General features: G+C 62.5%; 22 protein-coding genes. 16 read left to right on the top strand and 6 right to left on the bottom strand.

Features of this window, described 5'->3' with window-relative positions; translation table 11 throughout:
- Positions 1–46: 46 nt before the first annotated feature.
- Positions 47–1,525, bottom strand: a complete 1,479-nt coding sequence (locus tag BX591_RS25380; protein ID WP_111934079.1) for an MFS transporter — start codon at positions 1,523–1,525, stop codon at positions 47–49.
- Positions 1,526–1,767: 242 nt separating this feature from the next.
- On the opposite strand from BX591_RS25380, the gene BX591_RS25375 reads away from it, so the two are divergent.
- From BX591_RS25375 to groL, 3 genes are all read left to right on the top strand, one after another.
- Positions 1,768–3,042, top strand: a complete 1,275-nt coding sequence (locus tag BX591_RS25375) for an HD domain-containing protein (RefSeq protein ID WP_111934078.1) — start codon at positions 1,768–1,770, stop codon at positions 3,040–3,042.
- A gap of 227 nt (positions 3,043–3,269) precedes the next feature.
- Positions 3,270–3,560 carry a co-chaperone GroES gene (gene groES / locus BX591_RS25370; RefSeq protein ID WP_025496518.1) on the top strand — a complete coding sequence of 97 codons (291 nt, stop codon included), beginning with the start codon at positions 3,270–3,272 and terminating at the stop codon, positions 3,558–3,560.
- A 54-nt stretch (positions 3,561–3,614) separates the two neighbouring features.
- Entirely contained in the window at positions 3,615–5,255 is a 1,641-nt protein-coding gene (gene groL / locus BX591_RS25365; protein ID WP_111934077.1) for a chaperonin GroEL, read from the top strand.
- Between the two features lie 247 nt (positions 5,256–5,502).
- Here the strand turns inward: groL and BX591_RS25360 are convergent, their stop codons facing one another.
- Positions 5,503–6,363: a hydroxymethylpyrimidine/phosphomethylpyrimidine kinase gene (locus BX591_RS25360; RefSeq protein WP_111934076.1), complete on the bottom strand. Its 861-nt coding sequence runs from the start codon at positions 6,361–6,363 to the stop codon at positions 5,503–5,505.
- A 291-nt stretch (positions 6,364–6,654) separates the two neighbouring features.
- Here BX591_RS25360 and BX591_RS25355 point away from each other — a divergent pair, with 291 nt between their 5' ends.
- The 8 genes from BX591_RS25355 (at position 6,655) to BX591_RS25320 (ending at position 13,428) form a co-directional block, all read left to right on the top strand.
- Positions 6,655–6,825, top strand: coding sequence for a rubredoxin (locus tag BX591_RS25355; RefSeq protein WP_013338354.1), 171 nt, complete (start codon positions 6,655–6,657; stop codon positions 6,823–6,825).
- 155 nt (positions 6,826–6,980) lie between these two features.
- Complete coding sequence (locus BX591_RS25350) at positions 6,981–8,402, top strand: FimL-related protein (protein ID WP_111934075.1); 1,422 nt, start codon at positions 6,981–6,983, stop codon at positions 8,400–8,402.
- A gap of 213 nt (positions 8,403–8,615) precedes the next feature.
- Positions 8,616–9,194, top strand: coding sequence for a YqgE/AlgH family protein (locus BX591_RS25345; RefSeq protein ID WP_105507419.1), 579 nt, complete (start codon positions 8,616–8,618; stop codon positions 9,192–9,194).
- Positions 9,191–9,631, top strand: a complete 441-nt coding sequence (gene ruvX / locus BX591_RS25340) for a Holliday junction resolvase RuvX (protein WP_111934074.1) — start codon at positions 9,191–9,193, stop codon at positions 9,629–9,631. The genes BX591_RS25345 and ruvX overlap by 4 nt, the downstream gene beginning before the upstream one ends.
- Complete coding sequence (gene pyrR / locus BX591_RS25335) at positions 9,618–10,172, top strand: bifunctional pyr operon transcriptional regulator/uracil phosphoribosyltransferase PyrR (RefSeq protein WP_111934073.1); 555 nt, start codon at positions 9,618–9,620, stop codon at positions 10,170–10,172. The genes ruvX and pyrR overlap by 14 nt, the downstream gene beginning before the upstream one ends.
- Positions 10,173–10,295: 123 nt before the next feature.
- Entirely contained in the window at positions 10,296–11,321 is a 1,026-nt protein-coding gene (locus BX591_RS25330; RefSeq protein WP_111934072.1) for an aspartate carbamoyltransferase catalytic subunit, read from the top strand.
- 12 nt (positions 11,322–11,333) lie between these two features.
- Complete coding sequence (locus BX591_RS25325; protein WP_111934071.1) at positions 11,334–12,614, top strand: dihydroorotase; 1,281 nt, start codon at positions 11,334–11,336, stop codon at positions 12,612–12,614.
- Between the two features lie 37 nt (positions 12,615–12,651).
- Positions 12,652–13,428 carry a lysophospholipid acyltransferase family protein gene (locus BX591_RS25320; protein WP_111934070.1) on the top strand — a complete coding sequence of 259 codons (777 nt, stop codon included), beginning with the start codon at positions 12,652–12,654 and terminating at the stop codon, positions 13,426–13,428.
- Here BX591_RS25320 and BX591_RS25315 read toward each other — a convergent pair.
- Positions 13,425–14,303 (bottom strand): symmetrical bis(5'-nucleosyl)-tetraphosphatase, encoded by an 879-nt coding sequence (locus BX591_RS25315; RefSeq protein ID WP_111934069.1) that lies wholly within the window; start codon positions 14,301–14,303, stop codon positions 13,425–13,427. The genes BX591_RS25320 and BX591_RS25315 overlap by 4 nt on opposite strands.
- A 225-nt stretch (positions 14,304–14,528) precedes the next feature.
- On the opposite strand from BX591_RS25315, the gene BX591_RS25310 reads away from it, so the two are divergent.
- The 5 genes from BX591_RS25310 (at position 14,529) to rfbD (ending at position 19,142) form a co-directional block, all read left to right on the top strand.
- Positions 14,529–15,440 (top strand): GDP-mannose 4,6-dehydratase, encoded by a 912-nt coding sequence (locus BX591_RS25310; RefSeq protein ID WP_111934068.1) that lies wholly within the window; start codon positions 14,529–14,531, stop codon positions 15,438–15,440.
- A 288-nt stretch (positions 15,441–15,728) separates the two neighbouring features.
- Positions 15,729–16,790 carry a dTDP-glucose 4,6-dehydratase gene (rfbB, locus tag BX591_RS25305; RefSeq protein WP_111934067.1) on the top strand — a complete coding sequence of 354 codons (1,062 nt, stop codon included), beginning with the start codon at positions 15,729–15,731 and terminating at the stop codon, positions 16,788–16,790.
- 10 nt (positions 16,791–16,800) lie between these two features.
- Positions 16,801–17,694, top strand: a complete 894-nt coding sequence (gene rfbA, locus BX591_RS25300) for a glucose-1-phosphate thymidylyltransferase RfbA (RefSeq protein ID WP_111934066.1) — start codon at positions 16,801–16,803, stop codon at positions 17,692–17,694.
- Positions 17,679–18,230: a dTDP-4-dehydrorhamnose 3,5-epimerase gene (gene rfbC / locus BX591_RS25295; RefSeq protein WP_111934065.1), complete on the top strand. Its 552-nt coding sequence runs from the start codon at positions 17,679–17,681 to the stop codon at positions 18,228–18,230. The genes rfbA and rfbC overlap by 16 nt, the downstream gene beginning before the upstream one ends.
- Positions 18,231–18,245: 15 nt before the next feature.
- Complete coding sequence (gene rfbD / locus BX591_RS25290) at positions 18,246–19,142, top strand: dTDP-4-dehydrorhamnose reductase (RefSeq protein WP_420849414.1); 897 nt, start codon at positions 18,246–18,248, stop codon at positions 19,140–19,142.
- A 22-nt stretch (positions 19,143–19,164) separates the two neighbouring features.
- Here rfbD and BX591_RS25285 read toward each other — a convergent pair whose 3' ends face one another.
- From BX591_RS25285 to BX591_RS25275, 3 genes are read right to left on the bottom strand one after another with little or no spacing between them, the layout of a single operon-like run.
- Positions 19,165–20,268: an acyltransferase family protein gene (locus BX591_RS25285; protein WP_111934063.1), complete on the bottom strand. Its 1,104-nt coding sequence runs from the start codon at positions 20,266–20,268 to the stop codon at positions 19,165–19,167.
- Positions 20,269–21,054 (bottom strand): glycosyltransferase family A protein, encoded by a 786-nt coding sequence (locus tag BX591_RS25280; RefSeq protein WP_111934062.1) that lies wholly within the window; start codon positions 21,052–21,054, stop codon positions 20,269–20,271. It lies immediately after the preceding gene.
- Entirely contained in the window at positions 21,054–22,208 is a 1,155-nt protein-coding gene (locus tag BX591_RS25275; RefSeq protein WP_111934061.1) for a hypothetical protein, read from the bottom strand. Before BX591_RS25275 ends, BX591_RS25280 begins: the two co-directional genes overlap by 1 nt.
- Positions 22,209–22,275: the final 67 nt, after the last annotated feature.

Raw genomic sequence — 22,275 nt, 5'->3', positions numbered from 1 at the left:
AAACCGGCCCTTGGGGGCCGGTCGCAAGCGTGGGACGACGGATCGCCTACGCTTTTGCGCCGGGCTGGAAATCCTCCGCATCGACGTCGTAGCCGGACGGCTCCCAGCGGATCGCGAGCAAGGCCAGCAAACCGCACAGCGGCGCGAAGGCGATGATCCAGAAAACCCGCGTGCTCAGCGCGGCCGCCAGCACCGGAAACAGGAACAGCGACGCGGCCGAACTCGCGCGCATCAGCGTCTGGTTGAAACCTACGCCGACGCCCCGCAGCGAAGTCGGGTAGCTCAACGACGCGAAGGTCATGCTGTGCGAGCCGGGGCCGATGCCCTGGCCGAACAGGAAGACGGCGAGCAACGCAACGGCCGCCACGACCTCGGGCGTCGACGTTGGGCGCCCCACGATCGCGAGTCCCAGCAACGCGATTAACTGGAGTGCGTAGCCGAGCACCGTGAGTTTCCACGCGCCGATTCTCGGCACGATGCGTACCGCGATCACGCCGCCGACGAGAGCGAAGCCGAGATTCAACGCGAGCGAAGCGAGGATCGTGGTCAGCATCGACTGCTTGAGGAAGCTCGAAATGATGACCGGCAAGCCGAACGCCACGGCGTTGTACGCGAATGCCGACGCGATGCCGATCACCGTAGCCAGCACCGTTCGCCGCAGATACACGCCGCGCAGCAGCGCCGCGTAGTTGCGCCATGAACCGGCGCGAACCGGCGCGCCCTGGATGGTCGCCTTGGCATCCGCCGCGACTTCCGCGTCGATGCCGTAGGAGCGTTTCAGAATGCGCGCCGCGCTCTCCAGGTCACCCTGGTTGGCGGCCCACACCGGCGATTCGCTGATATACCGGCTACGCACGGCAATGATGAGGATGGCCGGCACCGCGCCGAACCCCAGAATCAGACGCCACAGCAAATCCGAATGGCTGGCCGGCAGCGTCGAATAAAACGCGAGTACGAGCAAATAGGAGATGCTGATCGCGGCGTACCAGACAGGACACCAGGTGGCGATTCGCGCAGCCTTGTTGCCGCGTCCCGATAGCCGTGAGAACTCCGCCAGAAACGCCATCGCGACCGGCAGATCGATACCCACGCCGAGTCCCATCACGAAGCGCGCCCCGCCCAGCACCCACGCGTTGGGCGCAAAGGCGCACGCAAGCGCGGCCACCACGAAGAAAAACATGTCGGCCATGAAGACGCGATAGCGGCCGATCTTGTCGGTGAGAAATCCGCCGAAGAACGCGCCGAAAATCGCGCCGAACGTAATCGCCGACGCGACCAGTCCGGTGCCGGTCGGGGTCAGCGAAAATTCACGCGAGACGTCCTTGAGGCCGAAGGCGAGCGCACCGAGATCGTAAGCGTCGAGAAACACACCGCCGAGGGCGATCGCCACGACGATGCGGGCGTCGCTGCCGGCGGCCGCCCCTTGATTGACGAGGTGGGAAACGTCAGCCGCCGATCGGATCACGGGCCTTGCGGCGCCGCTCGTCGATGCAACGGCCGGGGAGGGCGCAAAGGTGGTTGACATGCGGGAAGAATCTGCAAAGGGCGCATCGTAACGCCAGACAACGCCCCTGCACAAAGCCACATTCGTTATTTGCTAATGCCGCCGGGACGCCTCGGGCAAGGGCGGCGTGAAGCGGATGCGTGCGGCTTACGAAGCTGCGCGCTATGCTCCTGCGAAGTCATGGAGGCGATGCAGGCGTCGACTTCTTTTCCCACTCTGCCGGATGTCGATCCGGCTTCGTCATTTAACTAGTCGGAAACCGGATGCCTATGCTGCTGCGCGATCCTATCCATGGCGATATCGAGCTGAGTCGTCTCGAGAGTGCGGTTGTCGATCTGCCGGTCATGCAGCGACTGCGCGGAATCAAACAACTGGGCACCGCGCATCTCGTCTATCCGGGCGCGCTGCATACGCGCTTCGATCACTCGATCGGCGTGTGCGCGGTGGCGCATCGGATCGTCGCGAGCTTGCGGCGCTCGGGCCTGTCCGTGCCCGTTGAACTTGAAGACGCGATCGGCGTGGCCGCCTTGCTTCACGATGTCACGCACGTGCCATTCGGCCACACGCTGGAAGACGAGCGCCGGCTGTTCGCGCGGCATGACAAAGGGTCGCGTCTCACGGATATGTTTGCCGGCGAACTGGGCGCCGCGCTGGGTCGGCTAGGCATGCGCGACGTGGTGGGCGGACTGCTGGGTTTGTCGTCGCCGGAAAGCGTGCCGCGCTGGGCGCAGGACATCGTGTCGGGCAGCATCGACGCCGATCTGCTCGACTATCTGCGGCGCGATAGTTTCTTCGCCGGACTTTCGCAGAATTACGACGACCGGATCTTCCGCTGCTTTGCCGAGCACGCCGACCGGCTGGTGATCCGGCTCGCCAGGCATGGCATGGATCGGCCGGACGCGCGCTCCGAAATCATCGGCGTGCTGCGGTTGCGGTATTACCTCACCGAGCGTGTTTACTATCACCACACCAAGGTGGTCGCGGGCGCGATGATTTCGAAGTCGGTGGAGATCGCGCTCGATCACGGCGTGCTGGCTGAAGGCGATCTGCTCGAACTCAACGACTGGACACTGCTGGATCGTCTCGCGCGTTGCGGCGTCGCGGACGCTGCCGCGCTCGCCCGGCGTACGTTGAATCGCGACCTGCTCAAACGCGGCTACGTGGTGTCCGGGCACAGCGTGCCGCTGGAACTGCGCAAGGAGTGGGTGAGCCGCTACCATGTGTCGCGTGCTCGACGCGCGGCCGTGGAAAAGGAGTTGGCGGAGAAGTTAGGCCTGCCGTTCGCGGAGGTGGTCTTATACTGCCCCGCGCTCTCGGCCATGAAGGAAGCGGCCGTGCCGGTGGAGACGAGCCGCGGGCTCGCGTTGTTGAACGACGCCGGCAGCGCGGCGTTCGCGGAGATCGGCGCGTTGCAGGATCGTTATGCGGATCTGTGGCGGTTTTACGTGTTCGTACCGGCCGATGCCGTCGCGCGGGCCGGGTCGATTGCTGCGGAGATATTTCAGATTCCTTGCGAGCTGGCGCTGAAGCGGGGCTAGTGGCCTTGTTTTTAAACGATATTTTTTCGTTTCTTTAGCGTTTTGCTGCGGCGCAAAGTCGAAACTCGGGGGAATCTCGTCGCCCGCCCCCCATCCCTTCTTGAATTTGTCACCACCCGTCCATATAATTAGCACTCGCTGCACGAGAGTGCTAACAACATCGCCGGTTGGCTCCGCCAGCCGGGTTTTCTCAGCGTTCTTCAGTCTCAATCAAGAGAGGAGTATGTATGAACCTTCGTCCTTTGCATGATCGCGTGATCGTCAAACGTCTGGATCAAGAAACCAAGACCGCGTCGGGCATCGTGATCCCCGAAGCCGCAGCAGAAAAGCCGGATCAAGGCGAAATTCTGGCAGTCGGCCCGGGCAAGCGTGACGACAAGGGCGCACAAATCGCGCTCGACGTGAAGGTCGGCGACCGCGTCCTGTTCGGCAAGTACGCAGGCCAGACCGTCAAGGTCGACGGCAGCGAACTGCTCGTGATGCGCGAAGAAGACATCATGGCCGTGGTGCAGAAGTAAGCGCTGGTCGCTACTTTTCCCGGTCATATCCCAAAGAATTCAAGGAGTTAGAAGATGGCAGCTAAAGACGTCGTATTCGGTGATTCCGCCCGTGCCAAGATGGTTGAAGGCGTGAATATCCTCGCGAACGCTGTGAAGGTCACGCTGGGTCCGAAGGGCCGCAATGTGGTCCTGGAACGCAGCTTCGGCGGCCCGACGGTCACCAAAGATGGTGTCTCGGTCGCGAAAGAGATCGAACTGAAAGACAAGCTCCAGAACATGGGCGCGCAAATGGTCAAGGAAGTCGCTTCCAAGACCAGCGACAACGCAGGTGACGGCACCACGACCGCAACGGTTCTGGCTCAGTCGATCGTCCGCGAAGGCATGAAGTACGTTGCATCGGGCATGAACCCGATGGACCTGAAGCGCGGTATCGACAAGGCTGTTGCAGCTGCAATCGAAGAACTGCGCAAGATCAGCAAGCCGTGCACGACGAACAAGGAAATCGCGCAAGTCGGCTCGATCTCGGCCAACAGCGACTCGTCGATCGGCGATCGTATCGCTGAAGCGATGGACAAGGTCGGCAAGGAAGGCGTGATCACGGTCGAAGACGGCAAGTCGCTGCAAGACGAGCTGGACGTCGTCGAAGGTATGCAATTCGACCGCGGCTACCTCTCGCCGTACTTCATCAACAACCCGGACAAGCAAGTCGCGGTTCTGGAAAACCCGTTCGTGCTGCTGCACGACAAGAAGGTCTCGAACATTCGTGACCTCCTCCCGGTCCTGGAACAGGTCGCCAAGGCTGGCCGTCCGCTGCTGATCATCGCAGAAGACGTCGAAGGCGAAGCGCTGGCAACGCTGGTGGTGAACAACATCCGCGGCATTCTGAAGACGGTTGCTGTCAAGGCTCCGGGCTTCGGCGATCGCCGTAAGGCCATGCTGGAAGACATCGCGATCCTGACCGGCGGTCAAGTCATCGCTGAAGAAACCGGCCTGACGCTCGAAAAGGCAACGCTGGCCGAACTGGGTCAAGCGAAGCGTATCGAAGTGGGCAAGGAAAACACCACGATCATCGACGGCGCTGGCGAAGCTGCAAACATCGAAGCACGTGTGAAGCAGGTTCGCACGCAAATCGAAGAAGCAACGTCGGACTACGACCGTGAAAAGCTGCAAGAGCGCGTTGCCAAGCTGGCAGGCGGTGTTGCAGTGATCAAGGTCGGCGCTGCGACCGAAGTCGAAATGAAGGAAAAGAAGGCACGTGTCGAAGACGCACTGCACGCAACGCGCGCAGCTGTGGAAGAAGGCATCGTGGCGGGTGGCGGCGTCGCGCTGATCCGCGCTCGCACGGCTATCGCCGGCCTGAAGGGCGCGAACGCCGATCAGGACGCAGGTATCAAGATCGTCCTGCGCGCCATGGAAGAACCGCTGCGTCAGATCGTCACGAACGGTGGCGAAGAAGCCAGCGTCGTGGTGGCAGCGGTTGCAGCCGGTACGGGCAACTACGGCTACAACGCAGCAACCGGCGAGTACGTCGACCTGGTTGACGCCGGTGTCGTGGACCCGACGAAGGTCACGCGCACGGCTCTGCAAAACGCAGCATCGGTGGCGGGTCTCCTGCTGACGACCGACGCGGCTGTTTGCGAACTGCCGAAGGAAGATGCTCCGATGGCCGGCGGTATGCCCGGCGGCATGGGCGGTATGGGCATGGACATGTAATTTCGATTGGGCCTCGTCAGAGGCTCGGTTGAAACACATGGGGAGGCACGCTGTGAGGCGTGCTTCCCAAAAGCAAAAACCCGCGGAAATGCGGGTTTTTGCTTTTGGGGGCGAGGGATGAGGGCAGGCCCGATTGGCGCGGAAAAAGAAAAGCCCGCACGAATGCGGGCATCGGGTCATTCAGGAGTGCGCTATCGCGGCGCTAGTCCATCTCAACAACGAGAAGCCTCAGCGCCTGGCGCCGGGTTCAATGCCGCGCTTCACCCGGCGCTGCACCTTTGCCGGTAGTCGGTGGCGTTTCGTCGTCGCTGCTGCGCGCCCAGAAGAACCGGTCCGGCAGATACGCGCCCATCCCGGGCCTGAACGCATTGCGAACGGCCTGATACAGATACTCCTGCGCCTCGCGCACCGCCTCGGCCGGTTCCTGGCCGTTAGCGAGCAATGCGGCGATCGCCGAGCCCAGCGTGTCCGTCAACCCCATGATCCGATGGCTGCCGCGATCCCACATGTCCTGACGCAACTGGCCGTCTTCGCTGAACAGCGTATTCACGAGCCGATGCGTGCCCGTTTCCGTCGACAGAATGTATTCGCAGCCCTGCGACAGCAGGTGCGAGATCGCCGCGTCCAACGTTGGCGCTTCGGCGTCGCCGTCGGGCTGGGCCAGGGCGAGCAGCGTGGTTGCATCCGCCACCAGCAGCGTGGTTTGCGGCGCGAGCAGGTCGGCGATCGCTTCGCGCAGTTCGTCCGCGGCGAGGACGTGTTCGTCGTCGAGCGTGAAGTCGGGGGCGAGGATCAGCGGAATGTCGTCGTAGTCGGCGACCACTTCGGCAATCGCGCTCACCACTTCCGCGCGTGTGCAGGCACCAACCTTGAAGGCGGCGATCGGCATGTCTTCGAGCAGCATGCGCGCTTGAGTCGCGACGACTTCGGGGTCGAGGCCGGTCACCTCGTCGCAACTGGCCGAGTCGCGCACGGTGTAGCCCGTGAGCACGGAGACGCCATGGCAGCCCATGCTGGCAAGGGTCATCAGGTCAGCCTGCAGGCCGGAGCCGCCGGTGGGATCGGAGAGGCCGAAGGTGAGGACGATCGGGGGCGTGTCGCTGGGCATGAAAATTTGCAAAAAGGAGCTAAATTTGGGCGCGGACCGCGCGCTATTGGCTCAATTATGCGGCCTAAACCGTCGCGAGGGCGTTTTTTCGCATGCCTGCGCGCGTGGTCGTGTGCGAGCGCCCGCGCCGGTGCGGCAAGCCGCCGTCACGGCGTTTTTGAGCCGACGCAAACGGCATAAGCAAAGGCTGCGGCACGCTACGCCCGCGCGTTTCTGATTGCTAGGCATTGGGGCGGCAACACGGTACCATCATGGCTCCCGTTTCCACGGACTCTACTGCGCGACACAAGAATGGAATATCAAAGCTGGATGTGCCTGATTTGCGGCTGGATTTACGACGAAGAAGCCGGCTTGCCGGACGAAGGCATTGCGCCGGGCACCCGTTGGGCGGACGTCCCCATTAACTGGACTTGCCCGGAATGTGGCGCGCGCAAGGAAGACTTCGAGATGGTCCAGATCTGAGGTTGCGATCCGGCGGCGCGCAACCGTTACCAGGCGCGCCGTGAGTGTCCTTCCGCAGCGGTAATCTGTCATTGTCCTGTCACCGGTTCGCGCGCTAGCCGAGCAGTCAGCGTGCGGCGCGAAGCGGCGGCCCGTCAGCTTCCTGTCGCCCGCTCATGACTTCACGACCCGCCGCACCCGTTTCCTTCGACGCCTTGCCGAATCCACGCGGCGGCGCGGTTCGTCCCGCCGAGCTTGCGCTGGCCGAAGCGTCGCTGGCGTTCGAGCAACATACCGAAAGCACCTCGGCGCTGCTGCGCGCGTCGCACGCGTTGCGCGCGGCCGGCTGGCTGAGCGCGCAGCGCTTCGCCGACGCATTGGTGCGGCTGTCGCCGCTCTCGGAAGACGATCCGTCCGGCGCCGACAATGCGCGCGCGGTGTTCGGTGCGGCATTGGGTGATTTCCGTGCGGCGCTCGAACGCCACAATCTGCGCGAGCTGTCCTGCTCGCCGGCGCTTTTCAATCACTACCGCGCGGTCTGTGCGCACCTGTCCGAGCACACGCCCGGCTCCTCCGTGGTCTTCGAAGATCTCGCGCTGACCGCGCGTCCGGTGCCGCCGGTGTCGATGCACGCGCAGTCCGCCGAGCAACTGGCTCATCTGCGGGCGCGTTATGAACGCGCGCTGCTGCCGGTGTTGCGCGCGCAGCCCGACACGGGCAGCGCGGCCGCGCGGGCGCTCACCAACGCGGCGCTCGACGAACTCGACGCCGTGCTTACCGAACTCGCCGGCCCCGACCCCTACGATTTCTGGCGGCTCGCCAAAGCTTGCGCGAAGGCGTTGCGTGTGGGTGGGCGCGCCACCGGCGAACTCGACGCGCGGCGTTTCTACGCCCGCTGCAATCTCGCGCTGGCCGATCATGCGCGCGGTATCCAGCGCGCGCCGCGTTCGCTGGTGCGGGCCACGCTGGCGCTACTGTGGCGTGATTACGCCCTCTTCGGCGCCGCCGCCGAAGACGCCGATCAGGTCGAAGTGCTGCACGACTATGGCTTGACGGTCGACTGGCACGTCGCGGGCACCCAGGCTTCGGAAATGCTTTGGGAGGCGGGCGCCGTGCAGGCGCAATCGCTCAACGCGGCGCGCAGCATGCTGACGCGCGAGTTAGGTGTGCTGGCGGTCAACTCGCACGCGTACGAAGATTTTCTGCAGACCGCGGATGCCTCGATCTCCGCGTTGACCGAGCATGCCCGGGCCGCCGACCAGCCCGAGAAAGCCGATCCCAGCGAAGCGCTGCAAGCCGGCGACGCCGCTTACCGCCTCGGCGCCGCCGCGTGCGCGCTGGGCCTCGGTCATGTGGCGCTGCTGGCCGATGCGTTGGGGCTCGCGTGGCGACGTCGCGCGCATGCCGCGGTCGCGACGCCCGCGGTACGTGCGCACGTGATCGTCGGTGCGCCGGCGGCGAGTACCCTGGAGCAAAGCGCCGAAGCGTTGCGCGCGACGCTGCACAAAGTGGCCGCCGGTGTCGCCCCGGCTGGCGGTGGCGCCGCGCTGGCCGGCCTCGCCGCGTTGACGCGCGCGATCGAGCAGGGCGGCGAATAACACACGGATTCGCCCATAGCAAAAACGCGGCCCGCCGACCCATCCACACGCTCGCGCGAAACGCCGCGAAGCCTGCGCCATGGCACACGCGCGCGTGCGTGATAGAGTGCAACCTGATTCGCCGTCGATGGCTCGCGGCACACCTCATGGCACACATCGCGGTTCCACGCTCAAAGCCCGCCATCCTGCATCGTCTTTGCTAAAATCCGAACTATGTCCAAGAGTACCGATCGCATCAATCTGACCAACCAGTTCCTGATCGCCATGCCGAACATGGCCGATCCGACGTTTTCAGGAACGGTGGTCTACCTTTGCGATCACAGTGAGCGCGGCGCGCTCGGCCTCGTCATCAACCGGCCGACCGATATCGACCTGCAAGCGCTCTTCAGTCGCATCGATCTCAAACTCGAGATCGAACCTCTTCTCCATGTGCCCGTGTATTTCGGCGGCCCGGTGCAAACCGAGCGCGGCTTCGTGCTGCACGATCCTAAAGACGGCAATGCCTATACGTCGTCCATGTCGGTGCCGGGCGGCCTCGAAATGACCACCTCGAAAGACGTGCTCGAAGCGGTCGCGAGCGGCACCGGTCCGGAACGTTTCCTGCTCACGCTCGGCCACGCCGGCTGGGCTGCCGGGCAACTCGAAGAAGAGATCTCGAAGAACGGCTGGCTGACGGTCGAGGCCGACCCGAAAATCGTCTTCGACGTACCCGCCGAAGAGCGTCTCGAAGCGGCGCTCGCGCTGCTCGGCATCAATTTGTCCATGCTGTCGGGCGAAGCAGGTCACGCATGAGCCTGGCGGGCGGACGTGAGGCGACGCTGCTTGCGTTCGACTACGGTGAAAAACGCATTGGCGTGGCGGTCGGCAATTCGCTGACGCGTAGCGCTCGGCCGCTCGTGATCGTGCAGAACCGCAGTCGCGAGTATCGCTTCGAAGCGGTCGGCAAGCTGATCGCCGAGTGGAAACCGGACGCGCTGGTGGTCGGCTTGCCGATGCACCCGGACGGCACGCCGCACGAAATGACCCAACTCGCGAAGCGCTTCGGCAATCAGCTGAACGGCCGCTTCAATCTGCCCGTCACGTGGATCGACGAACGCTATTCGTCGGTCGAGGCGAAGGCGGAAATCCGCGCCGGCAACGGCCGCGCCGACCTGCTCGACGCCGAAGCCGCCAGCATCATCCTCCAGCAATATCTAGACGGACTGTCCGACGATCATGAGTTCCATTGACGCCGAAGCGCTTTATCGCGCGTTGTTCGACCAGATTCGCGCGGTGTACGGCGACCGGCTTGGCGCGAGTCAGGACGGCGCCGAAGGCGCGGTGCTGGCCGGCATCCATAGCGGCGGCGCGTGGCTCGCCGAACGGCTTGCGCGCGATCTGAACCTGCCGAGCTTCGGCGTGGTGAACGTTGCGCTGCATCGCGACGACTACGCGAAGAAGGGTCTGCATTCGCAGGCGAGCCCGACCTCGCTGCCGTTCTCCGTCGACGGCCGCCGTATCGTGCTGGTCGACGACGTGCTGTACACCGGCCGCACGATTCGCGCGGCGTTGAACGAGTTGTACGACTACGGCCGTCCGGCATCGGTCGAACTGGCGGTGCTCGCCGATCGCGGCGGACGCGAGTTGCCGGTCGCGGCGCGTTTCGTCGGCGGCGTGGTGGAGGTGCCGGCGGATGCCACGCTCGTGCTGGCTCGCAGCGCGAGCGGCGGCGCGAACGCTGAAGCCGGCGACCCGCGTTTCACGTTCCACACCGAGGCGCGCGTCGATTGAACGGCGCGCTGCGATATCGCGCCAACGCGCATCGCAATGGACGCAGCAACCGGCCCGGCATCGTCACACGCAGTCCGCATCGACATCGATCACGTTGAAGCCCGTATTTGAAGCAGGTACACCATGAACACCGCCACCCAGGCTCCCAGGGATTCCGCCGACAGCGCCACCGAGCGCTTCCGCTACGGCTTCCTGAAGGGCAACCCGCAGCTCACGAAAAACGGCGAGCTCAAACATTTGTTGTCGATCGAGGGTTTGCCGAAGGCGATCGTCAATCACATTCTCGATACCGCCGACCAATTCGTCAGCGTGACCGATCGTGAAGTGAAGAAGGTGCCGCTATTGCGTGGCAAGTCGGTGTTCAACCTGTTCTTCGAGAACTCGACCCGCACCCGCACCACCTTCGAAATCGCCGCCACGCGGCTCTCGGCGGACGTGCTGAATCTGAACATCAACGCCTCGTCCACCAGCAAGGGCGAGTCGCTGCTCGACACGATCAACAACCTCTCCGCCATGCACGCGGACATGTTCGTCGTGCGTCACGCGTCGAGCGGCGCGCCGTACCTGATCGCCCAGCATTGCGCGCCGCACGTGCATGTGATCAACGCCGGCGACGGCCGTCACGCACACCCTACCCAGGGTCTGCTCGACATGTACACGATCCGCCACTACAAAAAAGACTTCACGAAGCTGCGCGTGGCGATTGTCGGCGACATTCTGCATTCGCGGGTCGCGCGTTCGGACATTCATGCGCTGACCACGCTCGGCGTGCCGGAAGTGCGCGCGATCGGTCCGCGCACGCTGCTGCCGGGCGGTCTCGAACAGATGGGCGTGCGGGTGTTCCACAACCTCGACGAAGGTCTGAAAGACGTCGACGTGATCATCATGCTGCGTCTGCAGAACGAGCGGATGAGCGGAGCGCTGTTGCCGTCGGCGCAGGAGTACTTCAAGAGCTGGGGCCTGACGCCGGAGCGCCTGGCGCTCGCGGCGCCCGACGCGATCGTCATGCACCCGGGGCCGATGAACCGCGGCGTCGAAATCGATTCGCAGGTGGCCGACGGTCCGCAATCGGTGATTCTGAACCAGGTGACGTTCGGTATCGCGGTGCGGATGGCGGTGATGGGAATCGTCGCGGGTAATCACGATTAATAAAGGCAGCGCATGAAGATTCATATTCAAGGCGGCACGCTGATCGATCCGGCAGCGGGCACCGAACAGCAGCAGGACATTTTTATCGCGGCGGGCAAGATCGTCGCGATCGGTCAGGCCCCGGCCGATTTTCACGCAGCGAAAACGATCGACGCGAAGGGTTTGCATATCGCGCCGGGTCTGGTCGACCTGTCCGCGCGTTTGCGCGAGCCGGGCTACGAACACAAGGCCACGCTCGAATCCGAAATGGCCGCGGCGCTGGCCGGCGGCGTGACGAGCCTCGTGTGTCCGCCGGACACCGATCCGACGCTCGACGAACCGGGCCTCGTCGAGATGCTCAAGTTCCGCGCGCGCAATCTGAACCAGGCGCATGTGTATCCGCTCGGCGCGTTGACGGTCGGCCTCAAAGGCCAGGTCATCACCGAGATGGTCGAGTTGACGGAGGCGGGCTGCATCGGCTTTTCGCAGGCCGATGTGCCGGTGGTCGACACGCAAGTGCTGATGCGCGCGCTGCAGTACGCAAAGACCTACGGTTACACCGTGTGGCTGCGTCCGGTGGATGCCTATCTTGGCAAAGGCGGCGTGGCCGCGAGCGGTGCGCTGGCGTCGCGGATGGGTTTGTCGGGCGTGCCGGTGTCGGCCGAAACCATCGCGCTGCATACGATTTTCGAACTCGTGCGCGTGACCGGCGCGCGGGTGCATCTGCCGCATGTGTCGTCGGCGGCGGGCATCGAGTTGATGCGCGCGGCCAAGGCCGAGGGCCTGCCGGTTTCGTGCGACGTCACCGTCAATCACGTGCATCTGATCGATCTCGACATCGGCTATTTCGACGCGCAGTTCCGCCTCGACCCGCCGCTGCGTCAGCAGCGCGATCGTGAAGCGATCCGCGCGGGTCTGGTCGACGGCACGATCGACGCGATCTGCTCCGATCACACGCCGGTCGACGACGACGAAAAGCTGCTGCCGTTCGCGGAAGCCACGCCGGGCGCAACCGGCCTGGAGCTGTTCCTGTCGCTGACGGTGAAATGGGCCGACGAAGCCGGTGTGCCGCTCGCCAAGGCATTGAACCGCATCACCACGGCGCCGGCCGATGTGCTGAACTTGCCGGCAGCCGGCCGCCTCGCCGTGGGCGGCGTGGCCGACCTGTGCGTGTTCGATCGTCACGCGCACTGGCGCGTCGAGCCGCGCGCGTTGAAGAGCCAGGGGCACAACACGCCGTTCCTCGGCTACGAACTGCCGGCGCGCGTGCGTGCGACAGTCGTGGCCGGTCACGTCGCGTTCGAACAGCGCTAATATCCGCGGCATCGCCCAGTTACGGAAAGCTCCGACCATGAAGCTCGCGTTACGCAAGGCCCGTCTCGTCGCGCATCTGCTGCACGGCATGTGGACCGTGGCGACACGTTTCCCCAAAGCCGACGCCGCCACGCGCGAGGCGCTGAATCGCCGGTGGTCGCTGAAAATGCTGCGTTTGTGCGGCATGAAGCTGGTCGTGCATAACGACGCGGCGCGGCTCGAACGCGGCGCGCTGGTGGTCGCCAATCACATTTCGTGGATCGACATCTACGTGATCAATGCGTGGCGGCCCACGCCGTTTGTTTCGAAGGCGGAGATCCGGCAATGGCCGGTGGTGGGCTGGCTCGCGCAGCAGCTCGGCACGGTGTTCATTCAGCGCGAGAAGCGCAGCGATGCGAAGCGCATCATGCATGAACTGGCGGAGCGGTTGAGCGCGGGCGAACTGATGTGCGTGTTTCCCGAAGGCACGACGTCGAACGGACTCGCGCTGCTGCCGTTCCACGCGAATATGTTTCAGGCGGCCGTGTCGGCCGCGGTGCCGGTGCAGCCGCTGTGCATCATGTACGAGGACGCGCAAGGGCGGCAATCCACCGCGCCGGCGTATATCGACGACCTTTCGCTGGCCGATTCGCTGAATCTGCTGCTGAGCGGCGGCCCGTTGACCGCGCATGTGTACGTCGGCGCGGCGATCCCGCCTGGCGCGGACCGGCGCACGCTGGCCGCGCAAGCGGAAGGGGTGATCGCGGCGGCGTTGCTGGCCATGCAGGGCGGCACGGCGAAGGTCGGCGCGGCGACGGCGGAAGAACTCTCCTAGTTACCGCCGCCCGGCACCCGGCAGCTCTCGCAGTCGACCTGGGTCAGCGTGCGTTCCGCGGGGTTTGGCGTCAGCCGCACGGCCGACAATTTCTCGCCCCATACGCAACCCGAGTCCAACCCGACCAGGTTGTCGCGCACGGTCAAACCGAGCGCGGCCCAGTGACCGAACACCACGGTGACGTCTGCCGTCTTGCGCGACGGCACCTCGAACCACGGCATGCAATCCGGCGGCGCCGCGCTCAGTGCGCCGCTGCTGCTGAAATCCATCACGCCTTCGGCGTTGCAGAAACGGATGCGCGTCAACGTGCTGCAGGTCAAGCGCAGCCGCTCGATGCCTTTCAGATCCGGCGACCAGCGATTCGGCTCGTTGCCGTACAGACCCGCTAGCGTTTCCTTCCAGTTCGGCGCGCGCAGCGCCCGCTGCAACTCGTCGGCGAGTTCCATTGTCAGGGTCGCGTCCCATTGCGGCAGGACACCCGCGTGCACCATCAGCATGCCGTGCTCGAAATGCGCGAGCGGGCGGTGGCGGACCCATTCGAGCAGGTCCTCGGCATCCGGCGCGGCGAGAATTTCGGCGATCGTGTCGCCCTTTTTCAACTTGCGGATCCCCGCCGATACCGACAGCAGATGCAGGTCGTGATTGCCCAGCACCGGCACCGCGCGTTCGCCGAGCGCGATGATGTCGCGCAGCGTGGCGAGCGATTCGGCGCCGCGGTTGATCAGATCGCCCGCGAACCACAGCGGCGTGCCGGCCGGCGGCGCGGCCTTGGCCAACAGTTGCTGGAACGGCTTGCGGCAGCCTTGCAGATCGCCGAACGCGAGCGGTGCGAGAGGGGGCGGGGAGGGGGAGGAAAGCGTGGTGGCGGGTGTCATCGAGGAAGTGAGTACGGTTCGAACCACGCGGTGACGCACGCGTCGTGCCGCGTTGAGCAGTGCAACAAGCTAGCGTGACATAATAGCCCGTTTGATGCACGAATATCGCACCGCACGGCCTCCGAGGCCGGTGGCGCAAGGCGGCCCGCGCGCCGTCCGCGCCCGCGCCGCAAGCTGCCCGTGATATTGCAATACAACAGGACGTCCCTCGTGAACACAGCAAGCATGTCGCCGTCTCAGCCGCAGCCGCCCATCCGCACGCTCGTGACCGGTGCGAGCGGCTTTACCGGCCGCTATCTGGTCGAGAAACTGCTGGGTCGCGGCCACACCGTGATCGAAACCGTCGGTGCGCGCGACGCGCAGGAAACGCCCACGCGTCTGCGTCTCGACATCACGTCGCCGGACGCATGCCGGCGCGTGATCGAGCTCGCGCGGCCCGACTATATCGTCCATCTGGCGGCGATCAGCTTTGTCGGGCATAACGATCCGCTCGATTTTTACCGCGTCAACGTGATCGGCACGCTGAATCTGCTGGAAGCCTGCGCGGCGGTCGGCCACACGCCGCGCAAGCTGTTGATTGCGAGCAGTGCGAACGTCTACGGCAATGTGACCAGCAGCGCGATCGACGAAAGCTTCCCGGTCACGCCGGTCAATCATTACGCGGCCAGCAAGGCGGCGATGGAAACCATGGTGCGCACCTGGTTCGACCGCCTGCCGATCCTGATCGCGCGGCCGTTCAACTACACCGGGCGCGGGCAGACGTCGAACTTCCTCGTGCCGAAGATCGTCGACCATTTCGCGCGGCGTGAAGCGCAGATCGAACTGGGTAATATCGATGTCGCGCGTGATTTTTCGGACGTGAGGTATGTGGCGGGGGCTTATGAGGCGCTGCTTGCGTCCGAGGTGTCGTCCGAGACGGTCAACGTCTGTACGGGTACGCCGTACACGTTGCGCGAGATATTGAGCGCCGCGAGCGAACTGACCGGCCACGAGCTCGACATTCAGATCAATCCCGCCTTTGTGCGGCAAACCGACGTCAAGATGCTGGCTGGCTCGCCGGCGAAGCTGCGTTCGCTGGCGCCGAAGGTTGAGTCGATTCCGTTCATGGAGACGTTGCGCTGGATGCTGGCGGCCTAAGCGCGTCGCGAGACACCCCGCGTCACGCGCGCGTTTTTATGCATCCCAGCTGAGTGCTGTTCCCGCCAGTGCAAGCCAGCACTGTCAAGCTGTTTCAAGTTGTTAGGGTTCTCGTTTTTGCCCCTGACGGCTTTATAATCGCGGCTTAATAAAGATCGGCGTCTAAGTGTCTGCTCCTCTGTGCAGGCGGCAAAGCCGGGCGCTGACGAGAATCGAATACCACAACGCGGGGTGAGCGGATCGGCGCATAGATTGCGATCCGCCACTAACATCTGGACGGGAAATCTCATGATCCTGGTAACGGGCGGTGCCGGCTTTATCGGCGCCAATTTCGTGCTCGACTGGCTTAACGCGTCGGACGAAGCGGTGCTGAACGTCGATAAGCTGACGTACGCCGGTAATCTGGGCACGCTCAAATCGCAACAAGGCAATCCTCAGCACGTGTTTGCGCAGGTCGATATTTGCGACCGTGCCGCGCTCGACGTGCTGTTCGCAAGGCATAAGCCGCGCGCGGTGCTGCACTTTGCGGCCGAAAGCCATGTGGATCGATCGATTCATGGTCCGGCCGATTTCGTGCAGACCAACGTGGTCGGTACTTTCACGTTGCTTGAAGCGAGTCGCAACTACTGGAACACGCTCGGCGATGCAGAAAAAGCCGAATTCCGTTTCTTGCACGTGTCGACCGACGAAGTCTTCGGCTCGTTGTCTGCAACGGATCCGCAGTTCTCGGAAACCACGCCTTATGCGCCGAATAGTCCATATTCCGCAACCAAGGCTGGTTCCGACCATCTCGTACGTGCCTACCATCACACGTATGGCCTGCCGGTGCTCACCACGAATTGCTCGAACAACTACGGTCCTTACCAGTTCCCCGAGAAGCTTATTCCGCTGATGATTGCCAATGCGCTTGGCGGCAAACCTCTGCCGGTGTACGGCGACGGTCTGAACGTGCGCGACTGGCTCTATGTCGGCGACCATTGCGGCGCGATTCGGGAAGTGCTCGCGCGCGGCATGCCGGGTGAGACGTACAACGTGGGTGGCTGGAACGAGAAGAAGAATCTAGACGTCGTGCATACACTGTGCGATCTGCTCGACCAATTGCGTCCGAAGGCGTCCGGCTCGTACCGTGATCAGATTGCGTACGTGAAGGATCGCCCGGGCCACGACCGCCGTTACGCCATCGACGCACGCAAGCTCGAACGCGAACTCGGCTGGAAGCCGGTGGAGACATTTGAAACGGGTCTTGCCAAGACGGTCCAGTGGTATCTGGAAAACCAGGCATGGTCTGACGAAGTCGCTTCGGGTGAGTACCGGAAGTGGGTAGAGACCAACTACGCGTCGCGCGCGTAAAGGCACAGCAATGGGACGCAAGGGGATTATTCTCGCGGGTGGGTCTGGCACACGTTTGTATCCGATCACGCATGTCGTATCCAAGCAGTTGCTACCGGTCTACGACAAACCGATGATCTACTACCCGCTATCCACGCTGATGCTAGCGGGGATACGTGACGTACTGATCATCTCCACACCGCAGGACACGCCGCGTTTCGAGGCGATGCTCAGCGACGGCAGCCAGTGGGGCATGAACATTCAGTATGCTGTTCAGCCTTCGCCGGACGGTCTCGCGCAGGCCTTCATTATTGGCCGCGATTTCGTGGGTCAAGATCCGTCGGCGCTGATTCTCGGCGACAACATCTTCTACGGCCACGACCTGGCGCGGCAGCTCGAACGCGCCGATAGCAAGGATCAAGGCGCCACCGTGTTTGCTTACCACGTGCAAGATCCGGAGCGCTATGGCGTTGTCGAATTCGACAACGCATGCCGCGCGGTGTCGATCGAGGAGAAGCCGGTCAAAGCTCGTTCCAATTACGCGGTGACCGGGCTGTACTTTTATGACAGCCAGGTTTGCGATATTGCTGCGGCCATCAAGCCATCGCCCCGTGGCGAGCTCGAAATCACCGATGTCAATTCCCATTACCTGGCGAGCGGAGAACTCAACGTCGAGATCATGGGGCGCGGCTATGCGTGGCTCGACACCGGCACGCACGATTCGCTAATTGATGCCGCGACCTTCATTGCCACGCTGCAAAAGCGTCAGGGGTTGGTGGTCGCATGTCCGGAAGAGATCGCGTACCGTCGGCGTTGGATCGACGCAGAGCAACTGTCGGCACTCGCCGCGCCGCTTGCGAAGAACGCCTACGGCAAATACCTACAAAACATTATTATGGACCAAGGCACATGGCCATCCAAGTGACCTCAACGCTGCTCCCCGAAGTCAAGATCATCGAGCCGAAGGTGTTTGGCGACGCTCGTGGATTTTTCTTCGAGAGCTTCAACGCGCGTGAGTTCGCCGAGCATATCGGGACCGATGTGGAGTTCGTGCAGGACAACCACTCGCGTTCCGCGAAGGGCGTGCTACGCGGGCTGCATTATCAGATTCAACACACACAGGGGAAGCTTGTTCGCGTGGTGGAAGGTGAAGTGTTCGACGTTGCTGTCGACCTGCGCAGGAGCTCACCGAATTTCGGCAAATGGGCGGGCGTAAGGCTGAATGCGCAGAATCATCGGCAGGTCTGGGTTCCGCCAGGTTTCGCGCATGGCTTCGTGGTGTTGTCGGAGGTCGCCGAATTCCTCTACAAGACGACAGACTACTGGTTCCCCGAACACGAGCGCAGCATCGCGTGGAACGATCCGGAGATCGGCATCAATTGGCCCATTGATTTCGAGCCAATCCTCGCGGCGAAAGATGCGGCAGGCAAGCATCTGTCTGAAGCCGACTGCTTTGCCTGAGGATATGCAATGATAATGCGTGAGCAGCGAACCATTTTGTTGACGGGCGCTAACGGACAGGTTGGCTTCGAACTGATGCGTAGCTTGCAAGGGCTTGGCAAAGTCACCGCGCTCGACCGCGCCGATCTGGATCTTGGCGATCTCGATCAGGTGCGCCGCGCGGTGAGAGAATTGAAGCCAAACCTCATAGTCAATGCCGCTGCCTATACGGCGGTTGATTTTGCTGAGACAGACGTGAGCGTTGCGATGCTGCTAAACGCGGACGTACCTGCTGTATTGGCTGAGGAGGCGGCGCGACTGGGCATACCGCTGATTCATTATTCGACGGACTACGTTTTCGATGGCACCAAAGACGTCGCCTACGTCGAAGACGACGCCACAAATCCGCAGAACGTGTACGGCCAGAGCAAGTTCGCAGGGGAACAAGCGATTGCCGCGGTTGGCTGTGCGCATCTGATTTTTCGCACCAGTTGGGTGTACGGCACGCGCGGCAAGAACTTTTTGCTGACCATGCTGCGGCTGGGCGCTTCGCGTGAGGAGATCAATGTCGTGGTTGACCAGTTAGGCGCACCGACCTGGTCGAACACGATTGCAACGCTGACCGGAAACGTGCTGTCGCAGGCGATCATGCACGAGAATGACGCGTGGGCGGAGTGGTGGGGGGGAAACTCGGGGGTCTATCACTTGACGGCTTCCGGCGTGACGTCTTGGCACGGTTTCGCCGAAGCGATTTTCGCGCTCACGGAGGGCGGGAGGAAGCCGGTGGTACATCCTATTCCGGCTTCGTCGTATCCGACGCAGGCCAAGAGGCCGGCCAACTCGCGTCTGTCGAACGACAAGCTGGAAAACACATTTGGTGTCCGTGCGCCAGACTGGCGGGATGCGCTGCGATTATGCATGGCTTCGCGTTGAGCCGGCCACCCTGCTTGCGCGCTTATGAGCGCGTGAGCGCCGCCTGTTCGTTATGCTGCCCCAGCAATCGATCCGAGAAGCTGCGCGATAGAGCTATAGCCTTCAATTCGATCGGATAAAAGCACCACGCCAGCAAAAATACCGCGGGCAAGGTTGCGGCGATCATCAGATTCGAGGCGGCTTGCCTGCTCATTCCCGTAGCTAACCAATGCACGTATAAATAGGAAGACAGGCTGCAAATTACGAGCATGTGGGTGAGATATAACGGGAAGGAGATTTTCCCCAGTGCTTGCGACACCCTGTTGAGGAAGAACCGCTGGGCTCGCTCGACGTGCATCACCGCGATCACGAAGACAAAGGCGGCAATCGCCAGTGCGCGTGGATCGTCATACCAACTGCGGCCTAAAGTCGAAAATCCGACGACTGCGGCGATGCCTATGTATCCCACGATGTTTTCCACTGCTTGAGACGCCTTGTTTTTCGCATCGCGCAGTCGATCGATTTCAGCGGCGAACATGCCGAGCAGGAAGGCTAGCATAGGCGTTTTCAGAAACAATAGGATCACGAAGCTCGCCAGATAAACCGGCCAGCGTTTTGCCGGTGCAAACACCGTCATCAGACCAAACACCAGCATCGATCCGAACAATTCGACTTGCATCGTCCAGAACGCCGAGTTGTAGGTGGTCTCACCGTTGTAGGCGAAGAAGACGTCAAAGGTGGCGAACTTGACGGCGCCCCAGATGCTAGGCGAAAAGTTGTAGAAGGTGCCCAGCCACCAATCGCTATTCGCCAGTGGCGCGGCCTGATGACTGAATATCAGACCGGCTCGCCAAACGACGAAACTCATCGCAGTCGCAACGGCGATCGGAATGAACAGCCTGGGATAGCGGCGAATCGCCATTGAGGTCACGTCGCGGACAGCGCCCGTATTTACGAAGCGCGTCGACAGGGCGAAGCCGGAAACGACAAAGAAGAAATAGACCGCGAGCGCGCCATCCGTCGGAAAAAGAAGTACCGGTTTGTTGAGCGCGGGTGCTGCTTGTGCGGCGAAGTTATGCACCAGATGGCTGAACAGCACCATAAGCGCCGCCCATCCGCGGATACCGTCCAGGTACGCTTTTCTCATTCAGCCAGCGCCCTTGTTTGTGCCAAGAGCCGGGAACGCCTGATCGGGAAGGTAGGGCAGCAAGCCGCTCGATTGATTCGATTGTCCCAGTGAACCCACCTCCTTTACTCGAATGATGTGGACAGTGTCGGGAACCGTTCGATGCGCAATGCCGGCGGAATAAGTCTCGATGTTCCAGCTCCAATCTTCTATCCCAAGCCCAAGATCCTTGTTCAGCGCCTTGTATGGAAAGCGCTCGTAAATCTCGCGGTGCGCGAAAATGTTCGCCGTCCATAGATTGTCGAGGAACAGCGCGTTGGCGTCGAATCCTTGGGAATCGCTCGGACGATGGCGGAGGTAATAAGATTTAGGGTCGGCGCGAGCGAATCGGTCGGTGGAGTGGCGATCGAAGTCGCTCTCATAAAAGTAGAAGATGCTGTCCGGATGCCAGATCGATCTTGTCGCCGCGGCTTCTTCCCGCGCTTGCGCGTGCGCGCCGGTGAGCCATGCGGCGCCCCAAAGATCGTCTCCGTCGATAAAGGCCAGATAGTCGCCGGACGCCCGTTGCGTGCCGGTGTTCCGGGTCAGTCCGAGGTCACCATGCGCGACGTGCTGGATAGCGTCGAGCCAGAAGCCACGTTGTTCGACGATTTGCGTCGTCAGTTTGTCGGCATTGTCTAGGAATGCATGCGCTTCGACCGTCAAGCCGGCGCTGCGAGCAGTTGAGACAAGCAGCTTCATGCTCGCCAACGCTGGGACTGCGAAGGCCGCCTCTTTGTGAAAAATAATCGAGACAGTGATATCCATCACATGTGGCGTCCAAAGATATGTCGGACCTGTGCGGCGTAGGCGTCGTCGGCGTTGCGCTGGGCTGCTTGATCGTCCGGTAGGGTCATCCTAGGCTTCAGTTCAACGATTCCGGGTCCGCCAAGGCTGCCCCCCCACATGCGGCGCAGGGTGGCGGCAGTCTGTTCGCTGTCGGTCACGGCCATAGCGAATGGCAGAGTCCGCTGAGGGAACCTGGCTCCGTAAGGCGCGCCGAGTCCGTCTAGGCCCATGTCGAAGTACACGCAGAAGAGCTGCGCTCGTTGTGACAGCCCGCGTCCAAAACTGGCTATGGTTTCTAGTCCGATACGGCTATTGTTGACCACGATTGTCGACGGCCGAAGCGAGTTCAGAAAGCGTGCAAGCACGGATGGATTGTGGTGGGCCGGGCCACACGCGTCTCGCCAGAACATGACCTCATGCTTGCGAAGAGGCGCAAGCATGTCAAGCGATTCCCAGCCGGCCGATGATGCCCGAGTGTCGTCGGTGACAAGGATCAGGATGGGTGTGTGATCTTCGCCGGACAAAGAGTCGATCAACTCGGCCGCATATTTTTCGGGACCGCCGTCACGTAGGAACGGCATCGCGATGACCGTCCGCGGGCGTACCGCTAAAGAAGCAAAGATTGCCGCGGCGTTGATCTGGTCGCGGGCCATCAGGTCGTCGGCTTCGATCTCTTTCAGTGCGCCGATAGCCATCGCCCCAGCGGATAAAATGGAGAGGTCGAACTGCGCCTGCTCACGGATTTGATCGAGGATGCGTTGCCGGTCCGGACGAACCCGCACGGCGACCCGATGGCCCTTCCATGTGAAATTCTGCCAACCCTGAGTCGGATCTTTTCTCGCTGAGTCGACCGCGACGCTGATCTTGGGCGACATCTCGCGACCCTCGGCGAGCCCCCAGCGCAACCAATGCCTGACCGGATTGGTCCCAGCTCGCTTGACGTCCGGATACCTTGCGATATAAGCGTCCCGGTCGAAGTGATCGTTGACGAATTTGCGGAACGCACTGTCTCCGAACACGGAGTGATCGACTGCGTGTGTCTGCTCAGTGGTCGCGGCCGCGACGCCGGCTGCCTGTTCACGGGGAGGCCGGTCACTCGAAATGCGGGCTCGGCGCTTGAACAGTTTTATCATTTTTGATCGTCGAGTGGTCGATAAAACTTCTGAAGGTTTTAACCGTTGGCGCACGGCGACCTCCAGT

It is taken from the genome of Paraburkholderia bryophila, from assembly GCF_003269035.1.
Classification (GTDB): Bacteria; Pseudomonadota; Gammaproteobacteria; order Burkholderiales; family Burkholderiaceae; genus Paraburkholderia; species Paraburkholderia bryophila.
This window is presented reverse-complemented; position numbering and strand designations above follow the sequence as displayed.